This is a genomic window from Flavobacterium sp. GQ95 (assembly GCF_059758655.1).
Genome location: NZ_JCAXEB010000001.1, coordinates 1,058,768 through 1,078,320 on the forward strand (window position 1 = coordinate 1,058,768; position 19,553 = coordinate 1,078,320).

The following is a 19,553-nucleotide window of genomic DNA, read 5'->3' on the forward strand; positions in this document are numbered from 1 at the left end:
TCTTTCAGTGTAACTTAAAAGAACAGACTTGGGAGTCGTTGAGAAGGCTATACTTATTTGCCGAAACAAATAAGTATAAATGCCTTATACATTAAATTTATAAGCTATAAACCTGTCAACTATTTTTTGGCTAATCCCGGAGGGAAACCTTCTAGTATTTTTTTGATTGCACCATTGATAAATTCTTCCGGATTATCAGGTTTGCTGTCAATTTGTGCATTACCGATTCCCTGCCAAACCAGTTTGCCTGTTTTGGTAGATACAATATCAATTATTAATGAACCATCAACATAATCGTAAGTATTAAATGTTGTTGAACCGCCACCCATCATAGCACCGCCGCCCCAATATCCGTACGGACGATACATACCGCCATAACCATAGAAATTAGTATCGGCTGTAACCTGCGTTTTGTTTTTTAGGATAGATACCGCATTTACTTTTAAATCCGGATTAGAAGAGGATTCTGTAAAGCCTTTTGCGGTCATTTCGGCACGAATGGCTTTCGCAACACGGTCTACATTAAGCTGATTAACCTGACCTTCCTGTGCTTTCAGGTCATACACCGTGAAAGTTCTGTATTCGCCAAAGTTAGCAGCATGGTCATAATCAGTAGTTACTTTTACAGTTGGAGAACAGCTGAAAAGCAATCCCAATACAAAAAATGGGATTATACGAAGATTCTTTCTTTTAATATTCATTTTGTGGTATTTAAATTAATGATTAAATAAGTTTAACTTGAATTTATTAAAATGCTGATCAAATCCAGTATGAAGGTAAAATCATGTTAAATAGATGCTATATGAATACAACTATCTACAAAACAATTATTTACCATATACTCAAAGATAAATCATTTTGTTTAATTAACATAGTAGAGTGGTAAAAATTCTTACTTATTTAATTAGAATAAGTATTTGTTTATTTATTATGTAAGTAACCATTCTAAAACTATAAAATATTATAAACTGCTATTTCAGACATCTTATTCATAAAATTCAATTTTAATAATTAATGAGAGTTACACCTCATCTGAAATTGGCAATCTTCCGTCTTTAATTGCTTCCAGCATTTTATAATAATCGGCATCATTTTGATTGGCATAGGAAATTGAAAATTTTGCAATGGCATTGGCAAATTCATTTCCTTTTCCAAGATACCCGGACAAGATTGAAGGATCTCCGGTACGGGCATGTGCTCTTGCCACAGCCCAGCCGCAAGCTTTTGCATAATCGGCCATGTTTTTGGCTTTCATAATTTCCAGAACCGGTTTTACTTTGGCATCACGAAGCTGTCGGATATAGAAAAACTTATCCTGGCTGTCGTTCGTCCATCCTAAAAACATATCCGAAGCAGACTGCATCAGCTTTTGACCTCTGACAATTCTTTCTCCCTGGTGGCTGTATTTGCCTTTTGTACCTATATGAGGCTCTAATACACTATGTCTGGCCTCTTTAAATTGCAAAAAAATAGGTTCGCCTGTAGCTGACATCAATAAACTTATGCCACATAGCGTTCCCACACTTCCTACACCAACCACTTTTATCGCAAAATCGTGCAAAGCATATCGGCTTAACAACACTTTTTTTTCGTCCGATAATGTTTCCATATATCTTTTATGAATAGTTGTCGCTTCTCTTTCAAGTCTTTTCCATTCTTCGCCGATTGGATGAAAAATCAGAGGTGGTTCGTCTTTTATTCGGGCACGGGTTCCTTCCATATAAGTCATTTTTGCAAACTCTTTTTCGTGCGCCGTATATTCTGAAGCCTTTTTTAATCTTTTTTGTTGAAATTCTTTTATCTCTTCATCATCCCCTCTTTCGATAAGCTCAGCAAGATCAATATCAGCATACCAAATTTGAAGTGCCGATAATTGACTGTATTCCAGCATGTGTCTCTTATAACTATCGGCAACATGCCAGGCAAATTCTTTACAGATTTTATTCGGGAATTTCTTCCATCTTCCTGCAATTACAAAACTTGTCGCCAGTCTTTTGATATCCCATTCCCAAGGTCCCGGAAAAGTTTCATCAAAATCATTAATATCAAAAACTATCTTTCGTTCTGGCGTTGCAAATCCGCCGAAATTCATCAAATGACAATCGCCGCAAAGCTGAAGCTCAATTCCTGTATTTGGAGTTTGTGCCAAATCTGAAGCCATAATTGCAGCTGTACCTCTAAAAAAAGTAAACGGACTTTCCATCATTCGGCTGTATCGTATTGGAACTAAATTTTCCAATCTTCCTACACTTGTTTTGATCAGAATTTCTACAGGATCTTCCCTATTTTCAGACGGATTCCATTCTTCATGAACAGACCGTGGCACCAATTTTCTAATAGCCACACCTTTATCAAACCGCGCTGCTTTTGATGCTGCGGGATTAAATAAGTTGTCGTCTGTATCTGTCGATTTTTCAGCCATAAAGGATGATTTATTATTTAACTTTTACAACTGCCGGCGGTGTCCAGTTTCCTTTAATTACACGATCCTCTGGCCAATAACATCTTACATATAGCGAAAATGTTTCTTTTGGAGAAGGAAGCCAGTTACTCATTTTATCCTGTGATGGAGGTGTATTTTGAACATACAATGTCAATGAACCGTCAGCATTATACTTTAGATTTTTATTCTTGGTTCCTAAAGAAAATCGGTTAACTGAATTTGGGGAAAAGAAATGATACTGGTTGTATAAAGTAAGCGACCAAAATCCTTTTACGGGAGGAACTTCGCCTTTGGCAAAAGTTACAGTGTATTTGCTGTTACCATGTAATCTTTGCCCTGAAGCATCTTTGTCCTGATAGAAATACTTGGTTTCATTAGGTTTATTCACAAAAATATTGGCTTTAGCACAAGCCGTTCTTGTTAAATAATCCAATCCAAATTGCGCTCCGTTTCCTTGTGTTGTCCAATTGTCTTTTAACGGATATCCAACATTCGAAAATTGAAATAATGGTGTAATTAATTTTTGGTCAGCATCAATAGCGGCCTGTTTTAAGATCGCTTTTATTTTCGGGTCTTTTTGAGCAGCTGCCAAAACGGATTGTATTTGTCCATAAATAGCTTCTTCACCCGGAAGTGGTGGAACTTCTTTTAAAATAGCAGGCAACTCATCAAAATAAACTTCAGGTTTTACCCATTTTGTTTCTTCATTTCCTTCTTTTTCGGGTGACGGTAAAACGGGGATTTTTGTCCAGTCTTTTGTTTTCATTTTTCCATCAAACTGACTTAGCGGATACATTATTATTTGCTGAATAAGTGGCTGAATCGATTTCTTGTCTGCCGGATCATCCGTTTGAAAAACCCTCGGAATCACAACTCCTAAATCTGTATCACATTTAAAAACTCCTGTAATTCCATCCGGAACTTTTCCATTCCATTTGGTCCCGTTAACAAATAAAATCCCGGTTTTGTTCCATACATTTTGCCTAAAGTTGCATAACCATCTGTTCGTTGATTACAAACCTGATACACCCAAAAACGGTCTCCAAAATCCGGAACCTGAACTACTAAGGCATCTTTAGTAAAATCAGTTAAACCAAAACCATATACAACATCCTGATTCGGGCACGCTACATCTCTTTCTCCCGGCTTGATATAATCAGTCAGCATACACAATTGATTTGGTGGACTTAACGGTACAATTCCGCCTTTATACAAAGGTTCTGGAAGTTTCTCAAAAGTTACTTTTCTATTATGAATATTAACCATTGGCCATCCCCATAAAAAAGCCAAAGATCCAATATGCTTGACATATTCTTCGGTCATTATTGTATTGGCGGCCGGACCAGCAGGAATACCTTTTTTAACTGCTGAAGAATCCTCGGTCACTAAACCATTTCCAACACGATCTCCTGCTGTGATCTCTTTTTTACAGCTAATGCTTAACAAACAAGATACTGAAGCTAAAATTACAAGACATTTATTTTTCATAATATTGTTTTTGGTCATTACGTTCTATTACTTTTTTTCTTCAATTGGAGCAGGAAACCATTGGCCGTCCTGAACAATTTTTTTAGGGACATATGTTCTGAAATTAAGAGAGAAACCTTTTCCTGCTGGTGTTGGCAGCCAGTTGCTTTCAATTGCACCTTTAGGCAAAGATGAAGCCAGCCAGATACTCAAAGAACCGTCAGGATTTTTCTTTAGTCCGGAAACATTATTCAGATTATAGCGTTTTAATTTATTGTCCACTACTCTGTAATCCGGCACGCTATATAAAGTTGTTGACCAAAATGCATCGACTGCAGTATCTGGCAGAGCATCTTTTGGAAATCTGATTTCATATACTTTATCGCCGCTCAAAGGTTGATTTTTACTATCTATCAAACCAATAAAATAAACAGCTTCTTCTTTTCGATTGGCCCATAAACCACCATAATTTATAATATCACGAGCCTGAATATCATCGCCAAAATTACCGGCTGCATACGATACTGACCAGCCTCCTTTTTGGGTTCCAAAACCTTTTGCACCGGCTAAAAATCCTGGAATTGCTTTCGTTTTGACTACTTCATCTACATGGGCTTTGGCTTTTTCATCTGTTTTACGATATTGTTCTATTGCAATTGCTTTGTCCTGATATTCTTTTGCCTTTGGCATAACATCAGGATAGGAAGCAACTACTTCTTCTACTTTATCAAAAATTTCTCCTCCAATTGGTGCTTTTGGAGTAAACTCAGGAATAGTTAACGGTGGGGCAATTTTAATTCCGTCAGGAACAGTGAATGTAAATTGCTTTTGCAGTTTTTGAGCAATATCCGGAGTACCTTTTAATTCTACACGAGCCAGCATTTTTGCTTTTTCAGATGGTAATTCGATTTTTACCGCATCCGCAGGAATCGTTGGATTTGTTCCTTTTAGAACTAAAGCAAATTTTCCATAAGGCGTTTTAGGAAAATTACGATTGTTGATATTCACAATTACTTCTCCCCAACCATCCAGTAATTCTGCGGTATAATAACGTCCTTCGATCTTTGGAACATTCAAAATAACGGCATGGTCTTTATCAACTGCAATCCAGGCCTCAAGATAAGCAACATCCAAATTTGGATTCACAAATTGAGCCGTACCCAGCGGATTGTATTTGATTTTATTATAGCCGACTTTTTCGACATTAATGTCATAATTTTCCTGTTGAATTACCAGATATCTGCCATACAAATAGGTGTAGGCGTCAATAATGTCCTGGTCCGTTGGAACTGCATTATTATTTTCTACCGATGCAGAAGTTGTTGAAGTTGAAGTTTCTTTTTTACAACCAATAAATAGAAATATTGCAATGACAATAAGAACTAATTTTTTCATATTGCTGATTTTAAGTTGGGTAATTTATTTAAAATTTACTGAGGAAATATAAAAGCCACAACCGCTCTCAATCCCCAATCGGGTCTGATATCTGAATGGCCTACAATTGGTATTAAAGGCATAACAGCAAATTGCATGGTTTGTCCTCCTAATTTTGTAATGGCGCCAACATTCGGGCTAACCGTAATAAGCGTTGTATTTCCTTGCCAGTTTTGCGTAATCTCTGAAGTAAAACCTAAACTTGCACCACTTTTGTAACTGTGAGTCAAAAATATTTGCGTGTAAAATTGGTTAAAATCAGCACGATCTGCGTTTCCGGCAACTGACCAAATTTGATTGGCTAAAAAACCAATTGAAAGCCCTTTTCCCTGATGCATAACCAGGACACTCGGTCCAATACCAAATTTTTCTGTTCCTAAAAATTTTTCTGTAGCGGTTGGAACCAAAAAAGCTGGACCAACCCCTAATATAATTCCCTTAGTTTTAGGAGCAAAAAAAGCGGTTACAGTAGCATCACTTAAACCAAATTCATGAGTATTTTCGCCGGTAACATCCTGTTGATCTACCACCGGAAGAATATAACGGGTAATTAAATTTAAGTTTTCACTTAATTTAAAAGGGACAACGGGCTGTATGTTGATCTGATATTTTATTCCATTATAGGGACCAATCCCGTAAGTAAGATTGTTTTGCAGTGGAACACTAATTAAGCTTGCCACCGGATTCGCCATTTTATCGGCAAGTTCTTGTGCGCTATTGCCAGCCTTTGGTTCCTCTTGTGCAAAAGCAGAAAAATTTAAAAGAAAAACAAATGCAATAAAAAGAGATTGAATTGAAATAGAATACCCTGGAAGTTTCATGATTATTTTCTTTTAAAAGATTTTTATTCATTCTTAAAATCAAAAAGAAACAACTTTCAACTTTTAAAAGTTGTTTCTTTTAATACTAACTAATTCAAAATTATTTGGATGGAAAGATTGTTTTCCAATCATCTTTCATACTTATCACATGATATTTGTATTTGGCAGCAGTATTTAAGGACAAATTATCTTTTTCCTGATAATTAAATTCTCTAATAGAATCGTTATGATTTACGATCATTTGAAAAGAAGGATATTTACTTCCTGAAGAATATCTTAACATGGCCAAATCACCTGCACCTCCTTCGTTTCCACAGGCAAAAACGGGTCTTTGTCCAATATGAAGTTGTATACCAACAGGTTTTCCTGCCTTATCATCTAAAAGATCTAAAGCGGGTTCTCTTTTAATAGAATTTGTGGCGTCGTCAAAGGTGTATTTGAAAGATGTTCCAACCACTTGGTCTTTTGGTATTCCGTAAAAATCGGCTGATATTGCTCGTACTAATTCGATCGTTCCACCGGTTACAATGAAAGTTTTGAAACCATTTGCGCGCAAATAATTTAAAAGCTCTAATTGTGGTTGGTATCTGATTTGTTTTAATGGAACATTTTTACCCGGATATTGGGCACCAGCAAAAAACTCTTTTGTAGAAGCTTCAAATTCATCTTCTGTCATACCGGTATGTGTTGCGGCTACCAATTCGATTAAAGCTTTATCTCCTCCTTTTTCAAAATAGGTTTTATCTTTTTCTACAACCGCTTTAAAGGGTTGTTTTTGAGCCAAAGCAGGATTTTTTTCAATCATTTTCTTAACTCTGTAAAAAGCAAATAATTCCTGAACATAAGGTTTTTCAGCCCAAAGTGTTCCATCATTATCAAAAGTCGCGATTCTGTTTTCAACCGGAATAAAATCAGGACTTCCTTCTTTAGTTACCTTTGTAACATACGCTATAATATCACTTTTAAGATTACCATCATTCCAGCTAGGCAGCGGATCGCCGCTTGTTGCAACTGTTGTTGTACTATCCTGAGAATTAGTACTTGTAACAGTATCTGTTTTTTTACAAGAAATAAGTAATAATAAAAACAGAGGTACTATATATATTTTTCTATACATAATATTGATTTTAAGTTATTGAAAAGCTTGAGCCATTCCTGACTCAAGCTGATTATTTACTACTTATATTTTTACTTTTTCTTTTTATTTGATTTTGCATTTGCATCTTCAACACTTTCTTTCTTATCACCCGCCATCATGTTTTTCTCGACAAATGCTTTCGCTTTTATTTGAAGAAGTTTTTGATCCAGGATGGTAGTTGGATTAAAACTTGGAGGAATTGATCTCGGAGGATATTTGTCAAATGATTCAGCAAAAACAAACACCTGTTCCATAACCCCATACATAAAAGGTACATGGTTCATATTCCAGTCCCAAAAGGTATTAGAAGTGATATCGGCTCTTTCAAAAGGATCCTGCATGATATTAAATATTTTTTGTAGACGAAGTTTGGTAAAAGGTTCTGCCCAAACTCCCATAGTTCCTTCTTTACGCTGTTCAGCGAAAACATATTTGTAATCGCCCTGGCGCAAACCTACCAGCAATCCATCGTCATCAGAATAAAAGAATTTATCTCTGACACTTGGTCCAGTGCCACGAAGCAATGCAGATTGATTAAATCCATCTAAATGAACATTATAGTTTTTACCATTAGCACTATATCCGTTCAATAATTTTTTCACTAGATCTGGCTCTCCTGCAATTGAAGCCAATGTTGGCATCCAGTCATTATGAGACATCATTTCATTTGTAATTTGTCCTGGTTTAATTACGCCTGGCCAACGCACCAGACATGGTACACGAAAAGCACCTTCCCAGTTGGTATTTTTCTCTGAACGGAATGGTGTCATAGCAGCGTCTGGCCATGTATTCATATGAGGACCATTATCTGTAGAATAAATCACAATCGTATTATCAGCAATACCCAAATCATCTAAAGCTTTTAAGATATCTCCAATTGTTAAATCATGCTCTATCATACCATCGATATATTCACTGTCTCCATGTGTATATCTACCACGATGCTCTGCTCGTACGTGTGTGCGTAAATGCATACGTGTAGCGTTGAACCAGCAGAAAAATGGCTTTCCTGCAGCATTTTGTCTTTTTATAAAATCAATAGCCGCTGCAGATGTTTCATCATCTATAGTTTCCATTCTTTTTTTAGTAAGAGGACCTGTATCTTCAATTCTTTGTTTTCCAACTTTTCCAAAACGAGCATCTGGAATACTAGGATCATCAACATTTGTTGCTGTACATTTTAAAACTCCTCTTGGTCCAAATTTTTTCAAATAAGCAGGATCTTTTGGATAATCTGGCAGTTCTGGTTCTTCTTCAGCATTTAAGTGATACAGGTTTCCGAAAAATTCATCAAAACCATTTACAGTTGGCAAACTTTCATTACGGTCACCCACGTGGTTTTTACCAAACTGACCTGTAGCGTAGCCCAAATTTTTCATAATACCTCCAATAGAAGGATCTAATTGACTCATTCCCATAGGCGCTCCGGGAAAACCAACTTTAGTCAATCCGCTTCTAATACCATGCTGACCTGTCAATAACGCCGCACGACCGGCAGTACAGCTTTGTTCTCCATAATATTGTAAGAAGCGTAAACCTTCATTTCCAATACGATCAATATTAGGTGTTGTATATCCCATTAGTCCATCACTATAAGCACTTATATTAGTGGTTCCAATGTCATCTCCCCAAAGTATAAGAATATTAGGTTTTTTCGAACTTTGAGCGTTCACTTGCATACTAGTGAAGCATGCTAATGCTAAAAGCATTATTGCGTTTTTAAAAACACATTTTAGTCTAACTTGTTTCATGGTAATAAAATTTGTTAATAGTTCTTTGTTATAAATGATATGCGTATAAAATATAAAACCGTATTATTTCATTTTTTCAATAAGAATATTTCCTCCTGTTATGCACATGTTTCAAATTTTAATTTCTTTATTCCATAGCGAATTTGAAACAAGTTTCTTGTTAACTTTTTTTAAGTTTCTCAAAATTAACTAATAAAAAAGCGAACAGTAGTGATTCTGAACCCTGACATTGTTTCATTTTATAAAATGGAACGTTAAATCTGTTTTTTTTGCTCCATGATGTTTCATTTTGTAAAATGAAACAGATAAAAGCCATTTAATTAGGAAGTTATATTGCAGAATTAATCGACGAAATACAAATAAGTGTTAAAGAGCACCCTGGTTGAAACCCGGTTTTCCTTTCAAAATTTAAAAAAGAAGTGTGTGTTTGATAAATTAAACCGTTAATCGTTTTTGAGGGAAGTAAATAAGATGGAAAATTAAGATTTATGCCATATTATTTAAAGAACTTAAATATTTTTAATCCTTTTTCTAAAAACATGCAATCAGAATTAATTAAATCTGATCCAAAAAAAAAGCCATTCGACGTATCGAATGGCTTTGTAAATTATAATCTTAAAGAGAAATTATTCCATTTCAGAAACTCTCATGGTATTAACCATTCCTTTATCCTTAATTGGCATTGCTGCAAGGTTAATTAAATAATCACCTTTTACAACATATCCTTTTTGTTTTGCGATTTCGTTAACATCAGTTACAGTATCATCTGTACTTTCGTCTTTGTCATAGAAGTATGATTTAACTCCCCATAATAAATTCAATTGTGTTAAGATTCTTTTGTTTGAAGTAAACACCAAAATATGAGAAGATGGTCTCCAAGCCGAAATCTGGAAAGCTGTGTAACCACTATTTGTTAAAGTACAAATTGCTTTTGCTTTGATTTCATTTGCTAATAAAGCTGCCTGGTGACAAACTGTTTTAGTAACAAAACGTTTTGTTTTAATTTGTGGTGTATTTTGTGGAACCTGAATTAGCGGAGAATCCTCAACAGCCTCACAAATTTGAGTCATTTTCTGGATTACCTGAACCGGATAATTTCCTGTAGCAGTTTCTCCAGACAACATTACAGCATCAGCTCCATCCATTACAGAGTTTGCAACGTCGTTTACTTCAGCTCTTGTTGGTGTCAAACTTGTAATCATTGTCTCCATCATTTGTGTAGCAACGATAACTGGGATTCTAGCCGTTTTAGCTCTGCGAATCAAGTCTTTTTGTACCAATGGCACTTCATGTGCAGGAAGTTCAACTCCTAAATCTCCACGAGCAACCATTAAACCATCGCAATAGGCAACAATTTTATCCATGTTCTCAAGAGCTTCCGGCATTTCGATTTTAGCAATGATCGGAATTTTAACATCAGAGTGCTTAGCGATCAATTCTTGTAAGTCTTGTAAATCGCGTGGTGTTTTCACGAATGAAAGTGCAATCCAGTCTACTTTTTGTTCGATAGCAAAAATAGCATCTGCAATATCTTTTTCAGTTAAAGCCGGTAATGAAATTTTTGTGTTTGGAAGATTAACCCCTTTTTTAGATTTTAATTCTCCACCCTGAATTACCTTAGCAACAACTTCTGTTTTTTTGTCAGTAGAAATAATTTCGAAAATAAGTTTTCCGTCATCTAGCAAAATACGCTCACCCGGATTAACATCATTTGGGAAATTTTGATATTTCATGAATACTTTAGAAGCAGTTCCTAAAATATCTTCTGCAGTTGTAAAGGTAATTAGATCACCATCCTGAACTACAGTTCCTTCTTCCATTACACCAACTCTAAGTTTTGGTCCCTGCAAATCTCCAAGGATTGCCGTTGTGTAACCAAACTCTTCGTTAAGGCTTCTAATAATATTAATTTTATCTTTTACTCCTTCGTAATCAGCATGCGAAAAATTGACTCTAAACACATTAACCCCCGCGTCGATCATATCCTTGATAATCTCTCTCGTACTACATGCAGGCCCTAGCGTAGCAACAATTTTGGTTTTCTTGTTTGTTAACATTTTTTTTAAAAAATTAGATTGTTTTTTGATTTTATTTTATTGGTATCAACAGCATATATTGCTGCAATACTTTCTATTGAATTTAATTGTTGCTGAATTTCTGAAAAATCGACAGCCTCATCGCTATTGTCTATTTTCAGGAAAAAATCTACCTTTTTGAATTCAGGAAGTAAATGAATTGTTGTCGAAACCTCACTTGTTTCATGAGAAAACAAATTCTGGAAATCATTCGTACTCACAGAAATGATTTCATTTTTATTCTGAATCAGATTCCAGGAAATGGCTTTTTCGGAATCATAGTAATAAAATCTGGAAAAATTTGCTTCGCCTTCCTTAGTCTGAGCATGGATCTCGTTTTTGCTCTTACTTAAGTTTATCGGAAGGTTTTTATTGATAAAATAGGCCAGTCTATAATCTTCTAATGAAGTATGAATTGCCATTAAATAATAATCAATCTCGTCAAATTCGTCTAAATCCAATCTATGAATAGCCATATCATGAAAAATCAAGGTGTAAATATACTATTTCTAACGGAGCATCAATAGTTAAGATGTGCTTGTTTTTGTTAATTTATAAACGAAAACGTTATAGCTTTGAGAAAGTAACTGTATTTTTGTAGTTATTTCTTATCTATTTTTTCCTGAAATGCAAAATAAGCTCTTTGTGATGCTTTTTCTTCTGCTTTCTTTTTTGAAGTTGCTCGCGCTCTTGCGATTACTTTATCGTCTATACTTAATTTGACACCGAACAGGCGTTGTCCGTCAATACCATTATCTTCAAAAATGTCATAGTGAAAGACTCTCTTCTCTTTCTGACACCATTCAATAACTAAACTTTTATAACTAATTACCTTTCCTTCAAGTCGGGCAATATCGACATAAGGAGTAACTACTCTTTTTTGTATAAATTTTTCGCAAAAAGCATATCCTTTATCAAGGTAAATAGCTCCAATAAGCGATTCAAAAATATTACCATGAATATTTTCTCCAAAATGCTGAATAGGCACTTTACTCTCTACAAAGCGCACTAAATTCAAATCTTTGCCTAATTCATTCAAATGCTCACGGCTTACGATTTTGGATCGCATTTTAGTCAGATAACCTTCGTCTCCATTAGGCGCCTTGTTAAATAAATGTGCAGCAATTACAGCACTTAACATAGCATCTCCTAAAAATTCCAGTCGTTCGTAATTAATTGGGTTTCCAGATTCATCTAATTTATTTGAAGATCTGTGCGTAAATGCTTTCTTATAAAAATCAACATTTGCAGGCGGAAAACCAAGTATTTTCTGAATAGTGTCAAAAAAAATCCCGTCTTCTAGAGAACGGGATTTAGAAAATATTTTTTTGATAATATTCATATACAGAAATTAGTCAACTAATTTTTTAAACAATACACAAGCATTGTGACCACCAAAACCAAAAGTGTTACTCATAGCAACATTTACTTCTCTTTTTTGAGGTTTGTTTAGTGTAAGGTTCAATGCAGGATCAATTTTTTCATCAACTACTGTATGGTTAATCGTTGGAGGAACAATACTGTTTTGCATCGCCAAAATTGAAGCAATTGCCTCAATAGCTCCTGCAGCACCAAGTAAGTGACCTGTCATTGATTTTGTTGAATTAATATTAATGTTTTTTGCATGCTCACCAAATACCGCACTAATTGCTTTCAATTCGGCTACATCTCCTAATGGAGTAGAAGTTCCGTGTGTATTGATATGATCAACATCTTCAGGATTCATTCCGGCATCTCTTAATGTATTTTTCATTACTGCAATAACACCAATTCCTTCCGGATGCGGTGCTGTTAAGTGGTAGGCATCAGATGACATTCCGCCTCCGCCAATTTCGCAATAAATTTTTGCGCCTCTGGCTTTAGCATGTTCATAATCTTCAAGAACTAAAGCTCCTGCTCCTTCCCCTAACACAAAACCATCTCTGGTTGCATCAAAAGGTCTTGAAGCCGTTTCCGGACTTTCGTTTCTTGTAGATAAAGCATGCATAGAGTTAAAACCTCCCATACCAGCAATGGTAATTGCAGCTTCAGAACCACCAGATACAATAATATCACACATTCCTAAACGAATGTAGTTGAAAGCATCAATTAATGCATTTGCAGAAGATGCACATGCAGAAACTGTAGTATAATTTGGACCCATATAACCATTACGCATCGAAATGTGCGCAGGAGCAATATCGGCAATCATTTTAGGTATAAAAAACGGATTGAATTTTGGAGTTCCGTCACCTTTAGCATAATAAATTACTTCTTCCTGAAAAGTTTCTAAACCTCCAATTCCTGCTCCCCAGATAACACCTACTCTTGTTTTATCGACATTATCATCTGTAAGTCCTGCATCTTTGATAGCTTCATCACTGGCAGCAATTGCGTATTGAGCAAATTTATCTAATCTACGAGATTCCTTGCGATCCATGTAATCTTCAATATTGAAGTTTTTTACTTCGCAGGCAAATTTCGTTTTATGCTTCTCTGTATCATAATATGTTATAGGAGCCGCTCCGCTAACCCCATTCACAAGTGCATTCCAATAATCCTGGATATTATTCCCGATAGGGGTAAGTGCACCTAATCCTGTTACAACAACTCGCCTTAATGCCATAAATATGTATTTTGTACTTTAAACAAATAAAACCCACGCTTTCTTAATTGTATTGTTACTTAAGAGCCATGGGCATTACAATATAAATATATCTTTTTGATTGAAAAACAATCGAAATTTAAATTTTAAAAAAAATAATAACACCCGATCCTTAGAAATTACAAAAATCAAAAGTCAAATTCCAATTGGAATTTGGAATTTCAAAAATTGGTATTTTTAGAAACCGGGTGCAGTATTATTATTTTTTAGCTTCCTCGATATAAGAAATAGCTTGACCAACAGTAGCAATGTTTTCTGCTTGATCGTCTGGAATTTGAATATCAAATTCTTTTTCGAATTCCATAATAAGCTCAACAGTGTCTAATGAGTCAGCTCCTAAATCATTAGTGAAGCTTGCTTCTGTTACAACTTCGTTTTCGTCAACACCTAATTTGTCTACGATAATCGCTTTTACTCTTGATGCAATGTCTGACATAATCTTTAATTTTAGAATTTAATTTGTTGGCAAAAATAAAAAACTTTATTTTAAAACCACGATTTAGTTTATAAATGTAACACTAATTTATAAAATTAATTTCAAGAAAGCCCTTTTAATACTATTTATTTTCGATTTTTATTCCGTTTTTTGCATTCTCAAAATAAACTCGATTATGAAAAAAATTATTGTTTTTGCCTCAGGATCAGGAACTAATGCAGAAAACATTATAAAACATTTTGCAAAAACTAAAATTGCAAATGTGGTTTCGATATTTACTAACAATGCTTCGGCAAAAGTGATAGAAAGAGCAAAAAATCATCAAATTCCAGTCGAAATCTTCTCAAAAAACGAACTTTTAGAACGAAATGTCTTACAAAAAATACAAGAAATCGACCCGGATCTGATAGTTCTGGCTGGTTTCTTATTGAAATTTCCTGAAAATATAATCGAGAAATATCCTAATAAAATTATCAACATCCATCCAGCGCTTTTACCTAATTATGGAGGCAAAGGAATGTACGGAATGCACATACACAGGGCGATAGTGAATAATAAGGAGAAAGAAACCGGAATTTCAATTCATTATGTTAATGAAAATTATGATGAAGGCGGTATCATTTTCCAGAAAAATGTAGCCTTAACAGAGGAAGACACCCCGGAAACAGTAGCCGAAAAGATTCATGAACTGGAACAAAAGTATTTCCCGGAAATTATTCAGGCAGTACTAGAGGATTCAAATTCCAAAAAATAAATTCCAAATTCCAAAAAAAATTAAACTATATAAGTCATATAAGTAAATATAATAGCAGTGATAAATCTTACTTTACTTAAGAGAAATATAAGAACTTTAAATAATCTTACATTACTTTATAAGAAACAAAGTTGGATAGCCAAAGTTTAAAATGAACTTATATCACTTATATGGTGAAAAAAAAACAACAATGACTCACGAAGTACATATATATACTGATGGCGCTGCAAAAGGAAATCCCGGAAACGGAGGTTATGGCGTGGTAATGGAATTGGTTGGAACATCTTATAAAAAAGAATATTACGAAGGCTTTCGTTTGACTACTAATAATAGAATGGAACTTTTGGCCGTGATTGTTGGCCTGGAGAAACTGAAAAACCCAAACATGAAGGTTTTAGTCATTTCAGATTCAAAATATGTTGTCGATTCTGTTGAGAAAAAATGGGTTTTAGGCTGGGAGAAAAAGAAATTCGCTGGGAGAAAAAATCCTGATTTATGGAAACGATTTTTAATCATTTATCGCAAACATCAAGTCAATTTTAAATGGATTAAAGGTCACAACAATCATCCGCAAAACGAACGCTGTGATCAATTGGCTGTTATGGCTTCTATGCAACCAAATCTTTCTATTGATGAATATTACGAAACCATAGGTTCAAAAATGGAATAAAAAAACGCATCAGAGAAATCTTCCTGATGCGTTTTTTAAAATACTAGCTTAAAAAAATTTATTCTTTATCTAAATCTTTAGCTCTGTTAAAGCCTACAAGCAAACCTACTCCTGACATTGTAATAATTGTTGCCGGATAAATAACATCTGAATTCATTTCTGTGTAAGTGGAAAGAAATAAGGCAATAAAAAAACCAAGTCCAATTCCGATCAAAAGAAAAGCAGTATTTAAAATAATGATTTTCCACGACGGAACTCCGTTACTTCTTCCTTTTAAAAAGATACTTGCATCGACCCCTTTTTCTATAAGGGCTAAACGTTCTCTGTTTCGTGTTGAATAAATAAGATAGAAAACCCCGAAGATCATTAAGAAAAGGCTAATTGGTATTAAAATTTGTGCTCCCATAATTTTTTATGTTTTTAATTGATTGATACTCCATATGACGACACCTTTTTTATTTAGGTTACAGGTTTTTAGAAAAAATTCCAAATTTTAAACTCCAAATTTCGAAAATTACTGATTATCAGCTAATTTTGAGTCATTAATTCTTTTTGATGTAAAATATAATCTTTGTCAAAGTTTAAAACTTCGACAAGAAGAACCTGATTCCCTCTCTTTTAAAATTCGAATTTCATTTAAGATTGGAATTTGGACTCGAGCGCTAGTGAACAGGCGAAGCAATTTTATTATTGGAATTTATTTTTAAGGTTGGAATTTGGAATTTAAAAATGTTGGAATTTATTTTTCAATTTCTTGTAACCTAAACAAACAAACCGTCGTCCTATATAATATGAGTGCAATCAGTGATCAACATTATATCGATAAAATTCTGCAGGGCGAGACCAATTCTTTTGCCGTGCTGGTCGATCGTTATAAGGATATGATTTTTACTCTGGCTTTGAAAATGATTAAAAACAGAGAAGAAGCCGAAGAAGTTGCACAGGATACTTTTATTAAAACTTACAGCTCGTTGAGCAAGTTTAAGGGTGATTCGAAATTTTCTACATGGATTTATAAAATAGCTTATAATACGTGTTTAGATCGTTTGAAAAAAAATAAAAAAGAAGACCTTAATATATCAATAGATGAATTTTCAGCACATTTAATTAAAACGATGGACAACGCTTTGAGCGCTTTGGAGGACAAAGAACGAAAGCAGACGATTCAGAATTGTTTGAATTTGTTGCCGAGTGATGAAAATTTCCTGCTAACTTTATTTTATTTTGAAGATCAGAGCTTGGAGGAAATCGGGAAGATTATGAATATTAATGCGAACAATGTTAAAGTAAAATTATTTAGAAGCCGACAGAAATTAGCCGTAATTTTAAAAAAGCAATTAGAACCAGAAATAGTAGCATGTTATGAAAGAGAGCGATAAAAACATAGAAAATCTTATTGATAAAATGATGGCCGAAAACACTTTGGAAACGCCATCTTTTGACTTTACTTCAAAAATAATGGCACAGGTTTTAGTGGCCGAGAAAAGTAAAGTTATAAATTACAAGCCTTTGATTTCTAAATCGACCTGGATTATTATTGGCTTTGGCTTAGTTGGCCTCGCTGTTTACGCATCCCTTTTTTCAGTGCCTGAAAACAATTTGGAAATCGGAAAATCATACGCAGACAATCTTTTCGCATTTTTATCTGGAATTCATCTTTCAAAAAACATCTTGTATGCTTTTTTGGTTGTTCCTTTTATGATCCTAATTCAGATCGGGTTATTGAAGAATTATTTTGATAAGAGGTATCAACTATAAAATTTAAAAATGAAAAATAAAAAAGTAATTTTTAAACACATTTTAAGAACAAAAATAACATGCAAATATTCGCTCTTAATATTGTTGTTTTTTGTCACTATTTATACATCAGCAGTCCCACCAAACTTTACTACTAAGGAAATAAAATTTGTCAGTGAAGGAATTTCGCTCGCCGGAACTATTTTTACACCTAACAACGTACAGGCTGCCGTTGTGATTGTTCATGGATCTGGACAAGAAAAAAGAATGACAGACTTTGCTACAATCCTGGCCAACAATGGAATTGCAGTTTTAACGTATGATAAACGTGGAGTCGGAGAATCAGCTGGTGTATATGCAGGACCTGAAGTAGGAACCAACAATGTTGATTTCTCAAATCTAAATCTTTTGTCTTTAGATGCCAGTGCTGCAGTAAATACTTTATCTAAATATTTATCAAATGATCAAATAACAATAGGTTTAATCGGAGGTAGTCAAGCAGGATGGATAATTCCACTGACTGCAGAGAAAAATAAGAAAGTCAAATTTATGACAATATTTAGCGGAGCTCTTATAACGGTTAAAGAACAATTGAGATTCCAATTTTATACTGATGGAAATAAAAATTTTTGGGATACGCACTCAGAAGAAAATGCAAGAAAACATATATTCAATGATCCAGACAGATATGAGTTTATTGACACAAATCCGAATGATATTCTTTCTAAATTATCAATTCCGGGAATCTGGATTTTTGGAGGTAAAGACATTCAAGTGCCCGTGAAGCTATCAATCGAATATCTTGATATCTTAAAATCTAAAGGAAAAAATTATGACTATAAATTGTTTTCAAACTTGGGCCACAATACAGCATTTTCAGACTCTGAAGAGCCTATGAAAGATGCCATCAATTGGATTAAAAATATAAAAATAAATTAAAGAATCATACACCAAAAACTTCTTCCTGTCTAATCGGAAAAAGAAAAACTTATTCTTTTAAAAAACTCAGATAAAATTTAGACATTTTTCCAAAATAAAACTTGCAATTTAAAACCAAAAAACATATTTTAATCCTTTAAAAGATTGAAATATAATTCTCTCATTTACAATAGTTTTACCCCCGAAAACGATATTGTTTTTTTATGAAAATTTTGAGAACCTAAACCGTTGCAATATTGTAACTTATGAAGTATCTTTGCACCCTAATTCGAAATTCATAAAATGAATAAATTATTGATTGTTGGAACGGTTGCTTTCGACGCGATTGAAACTCCTTTCGGAAAAACAGATAAAATATTAGGTGGTGCTGCAACGTACATTGGTTTATCAGCATCATTTTTTAACTTGCAATCGGCCATCGTTTCTATAGTTGGCGACGATTTTCCTCAAGAACATTTAGATCTTTTAACTTCAAGAAACATTGATATCTCTGGTATCGAAATTGTAAAAGGAGGTAAAACCTTTTTCTGGAGCGGTTTATACCACAACGATTTAAACTCTAGAGACACTCTTGTAACTGAATTAAACGTTTTGGCAGATTTTCAGCCAAAAGTTCCTCAAAATTATAAAGACGCTGATGTTGTGATGTTAGGAAACTTACATCCATTAGTACAAAGCAGTGTTTTGGATCAAATGGAGAAAAAACCAAAATTAGTAGTTTTAGACACTATGAACTTTTGGATGGACTGCGCTCTTCCTGAATTATTGGACGTAATCAAACGTGTAGACGTTATTACAATTAATGACGAAGAAGCAAGACAACTTTCAGGAGAATATTCATTAGTAAAAGCAGCAAACAAAATCCAGGAATTGGGACCAAAATATGTGGTGATCAAAAAAGGAGAACACGGAGCACTTTTATTCCACAACAGAGAAGTATTCTTTGCACCTGCATTGCCACTAGAAGATGTTTTTGATCCAACAGGAGCCGGAGATACTTTCGCAGGTGGATTCTCAGGATTCATTGCCCAAAGCGAAAACATTTCGTTTGGCAATATGAAAAATGCAATTATTTACGGTTCAAATTTAGCTTCATTTTGTGTGGAGAAATTTGGAACGGAAAGGATGGAAACATTAAGCAAAGCAGAAGTAGCGATTCGATTACAGCAATTTAAGTCGTTAACTCAGTTTGACATAGAAATATAATGCCCGAAAGCCTCGATAACACGGGGCTTTTTTATTAC

General features: G+C 34.4%; 19 protein-coding genes and 1 pseudogene. 6 read left to right on the plus strand and 14 right to left on the minus strand.

Annotated features, from left to right (window positions below):
- Nucleotides 1-119: 119 nt before the first annotated feature.
- The 13 genes and pseudogenes from AC6CH4_RS04435 to AC6CH4_RS04495 form a co-directional block, all read right to left on the minus strand.
- Nucleotides 120-701: a DUF4136 domain-containing protein gene (locus AC6CH4_RS04435; protein ID WP_498100508.1), complete on the minus strand. Its 582-nt coding sequence runs from the start codon at nt 699-701 to the stop codon at nt 120-122.
- A gap of 320 nt (nt 702-1,021) precedes the next feature.
- The gene (locus tag AC6CH4_RS04440) at nt 1,022-2,422 is read right to left on the minus strand and encodes a DUF2252 domain-containing protein (RefSeq protein ID WP_498100510.1); all 1,401 of its coding nucleotides are present in this window, start codon (nt 2,420-2,422) and stop codon (nt 1,022-1,024) included.
- 13 nt (nt 2,423-2,435) lie between these two features.
- On the minus strand, nt 2,436-3,239 hold the full coding sequence (locus AC6CH4_RS04445) for a DUF1214 domain-containing protein (RefSeq protein WP_498100613.1): 804 nt from the start codon (nt 3,237-3,239) through the stop codon (nt 2,436-2,438).
- A gap of 51 nt (nt 3,240-3,290) precedes the next feature.
- Nucleotides 3,291-3,949: pseudogene (locus AC6CH4_RS04450) on the minus strand (DUF1254 domain-containing protein); the annotation flags it as partial.
- A 9-nt stretch (nt 3,950-3,958) separates the two neighbouring features.
- Nucleotides 3,959-5,305, minus strand: coding sequence for a DUF1214 domain-containing protein (locus tag AC6CH4_RS04455; protein ID WP_498100512.1), 1,347 nt, complete (start codon nt 5,303-5,305; stop codon nt 3,959-3,961).
- Between the two features lie 35 nt (nt 5,306-5,340).
- A complete protein-coding gene (locus AC6CH4_RS04460; RefSeq protein ID WP_498100514.1) occupies nt 5,341-6,165 on the minus strand; it encodes a hypothetical protein in 825 nt (274 codons plus the stop codon).
- A 100-nt stretch (nt 6,166-6,265) separates the two neighbouring features.
- The gene (locus AC6CH4_RS04465; RefSeq protein ID WP_498100516.1) at nt 6,266-7,282 is read right to left on the minus strand and encodes an HAD family hydrolase; all 1,017 of its coding nucleotides are present in this window, start codon (nt 7,280-7,282) and stop codon (nt 6,266-6,268) included.
- A gap of 71 nt (nt 7,283-7,353) precedes the next feature.
- Entirely contained in the window at nt 7,354-9,012 is a 1,659-nt protein-coding gene (locus AC6CH4_RS04470; RefSeq protein ID WP_498100518.1) for an arylsulfatase, read from the minus strand.
- 668 nt (nt 9,013-9,680) lie between these two features.
- Nucleotides 9,681-11,111, minus strand: coding sequence for a pyruvate kinase (gene pyk, locus AC6CH4_RS04475; protein ID WP_498100520.1), 1,431 nt, complete (start codon nt 11,109-11,111; stop codon nt 9,681-9,683).
- A 5-nt stretch (nt 11,112-11,116) separates the two neighbouring features.
- The gene (locus tag AC6CH4_RS04480; protein WP_192186426.1) at nt 11,117-11,605 is read right to left on the minus strand and encodes an IPExxxVDY family protein; all 489 of its coding nucleotides are present in this window, start codon (nt 11,603-11,605) and stop codon (nt 11,117-11,119) included.
- Between the two features lie 125 nt (nt 11,606-11,730).
- Nucleotides 11,731-12,471, minus strand: a complete 741-nt coding sequence (gene rnc, locus AC6CH4_RS04485; RefSeq protein ID WP_192186427.1) for a ribonuclease III — start codon at nt 12,469-12,471, stop codon at nt 11,731-11,733.
- Between the two features lie 9 nt (nt 12,472-12,480).
- Nucleotides 12,481-13,734, minus strand: coding sequence for a beta-ketoacyl-ACP synthase II (fabF, locus tag AC6CH4_RS04490; RefSeq protein ID WP_056189526.1), 1,254 nt, complete (start codon nt 13,732-13,734; stop codon nt 12,481-12,483).
- 238 nt (nt 13,735-13,972) lie between these two features.
- The gene (locus AC6CH4_RS04495; RefSeq protein ID WP_007137004.1) at nt 13,973-14,209 is read right to left on the minus strand and encodes an acyl carrier protein; all 237 of its coding nucleotides are present in this window, start codon (nt 14,207-14,209) and stop codon (nt 13,973-13,975) included.
- Nucleotides 14,210-14,384: 175 nt separating this feature from the next.
- Here AC6CH4_RS04495 and purN point away from each other — a divergent pair, with 175 nt between their 5' ends.
- A complete protein-coding gene (gene purN / locus AC6CH4_RS04500) occupies nt 14,385-14,963 on the plus strand; it encodes a phosphoribosylglycinamide formyltransferase (protein WP_498100523.1) in 579 nt (192 codons plus the stop codon).
- 190 nt (nt 14,964-15,153) lie between these two features.
- The gene (rnhA, locus tag AC6CH4_RS04505) at nt 15,154-15,633 is read left to right on the plus strand and encodes a ribonuclease HI (RefSeq protein WP_498100525.1); all 480 of its coding nucleotides are present in this window, start codon (nt 15,154-15,156) and stop codon (nt 15,631-15,633) included.
- Between the two features lie 58 nt (nt 15,634-15,691).
- Here the strand turns inward: rnhA and AC6CH4_RS04510 are convergent, their stop codons facing one another.
- Nucleotides 15,692-16,039, minus strand: a complete 348-nt coding sequence (locus tag AC6CH4_RS04510; protein WP_498100527.1) for a DUF6249 domain-containing protein — start codon at nt 16,037-16,039, stop codon at nt 15,692-15,694.
- A 385-nt stretch (nt 16,040-16,424) separates the two neighbouring features.
- On the opposite strand from AC6CH4_RS04510, the gene AC6CH4_RS04515 reads away from it, so the two are divergent.
- From AC6CH4_RS04515 to AC6CH4_RS04530, 4 genes are all read left to right on the plus strand, one after another.
- Nucleotides 16,425-17,012, plus strand: coding sequence for an RNA polymerase sigma factor (locus tag AC6CH4_RS04515; RefSeq protein ID WP_498100529.1), 588 nt, complete (start codon nt 16,425-16,427; stop codon nt 17,010-17,012).
- Nucleotides 16,996-17,391, plus strand: coding sequence for a hypothetical protein (locus tag AC6CH4_RS04520; RefSeq protein WP_498100531.1), 396 nt, complete (start codon nt 16,996-16,998; stop codon nt 17,389-17,391). Before AC6CH4_RS04515 ends, AC6CH4_RS04520 begins: the two co-directional genes overlap by 17 nt.
- Nucleotides 17,392-17,400: 9 nt before the next feature.
- Complete coding sequence (locus AC6CH4_RS04525; RefSeq protein WP_498100533.1) at nt 17,401-18,309, plus strand: alpha/beta hydrolase family protein; 909 nt, start codon at nt 17,401-17,403, stop codon at nt 18,307-18,309.
- 282 nt (nt 18,310-18,591) lie between these two features.
- The gene (locus tag AC6CH4_RS04530) at nt 18,592-19,515 is read left to right on the plus strand and encodes a PfkB family carbohydrate kinase (protein WP_498100535.1); all 924 of its coding nucleotides are present in this window, start codon (nt 18,592-18,594) and stop codon (nt 19,513-19,515) included.
- Nucleotides 19,516-19,553 lie beyond the last annotated feature (38 nt).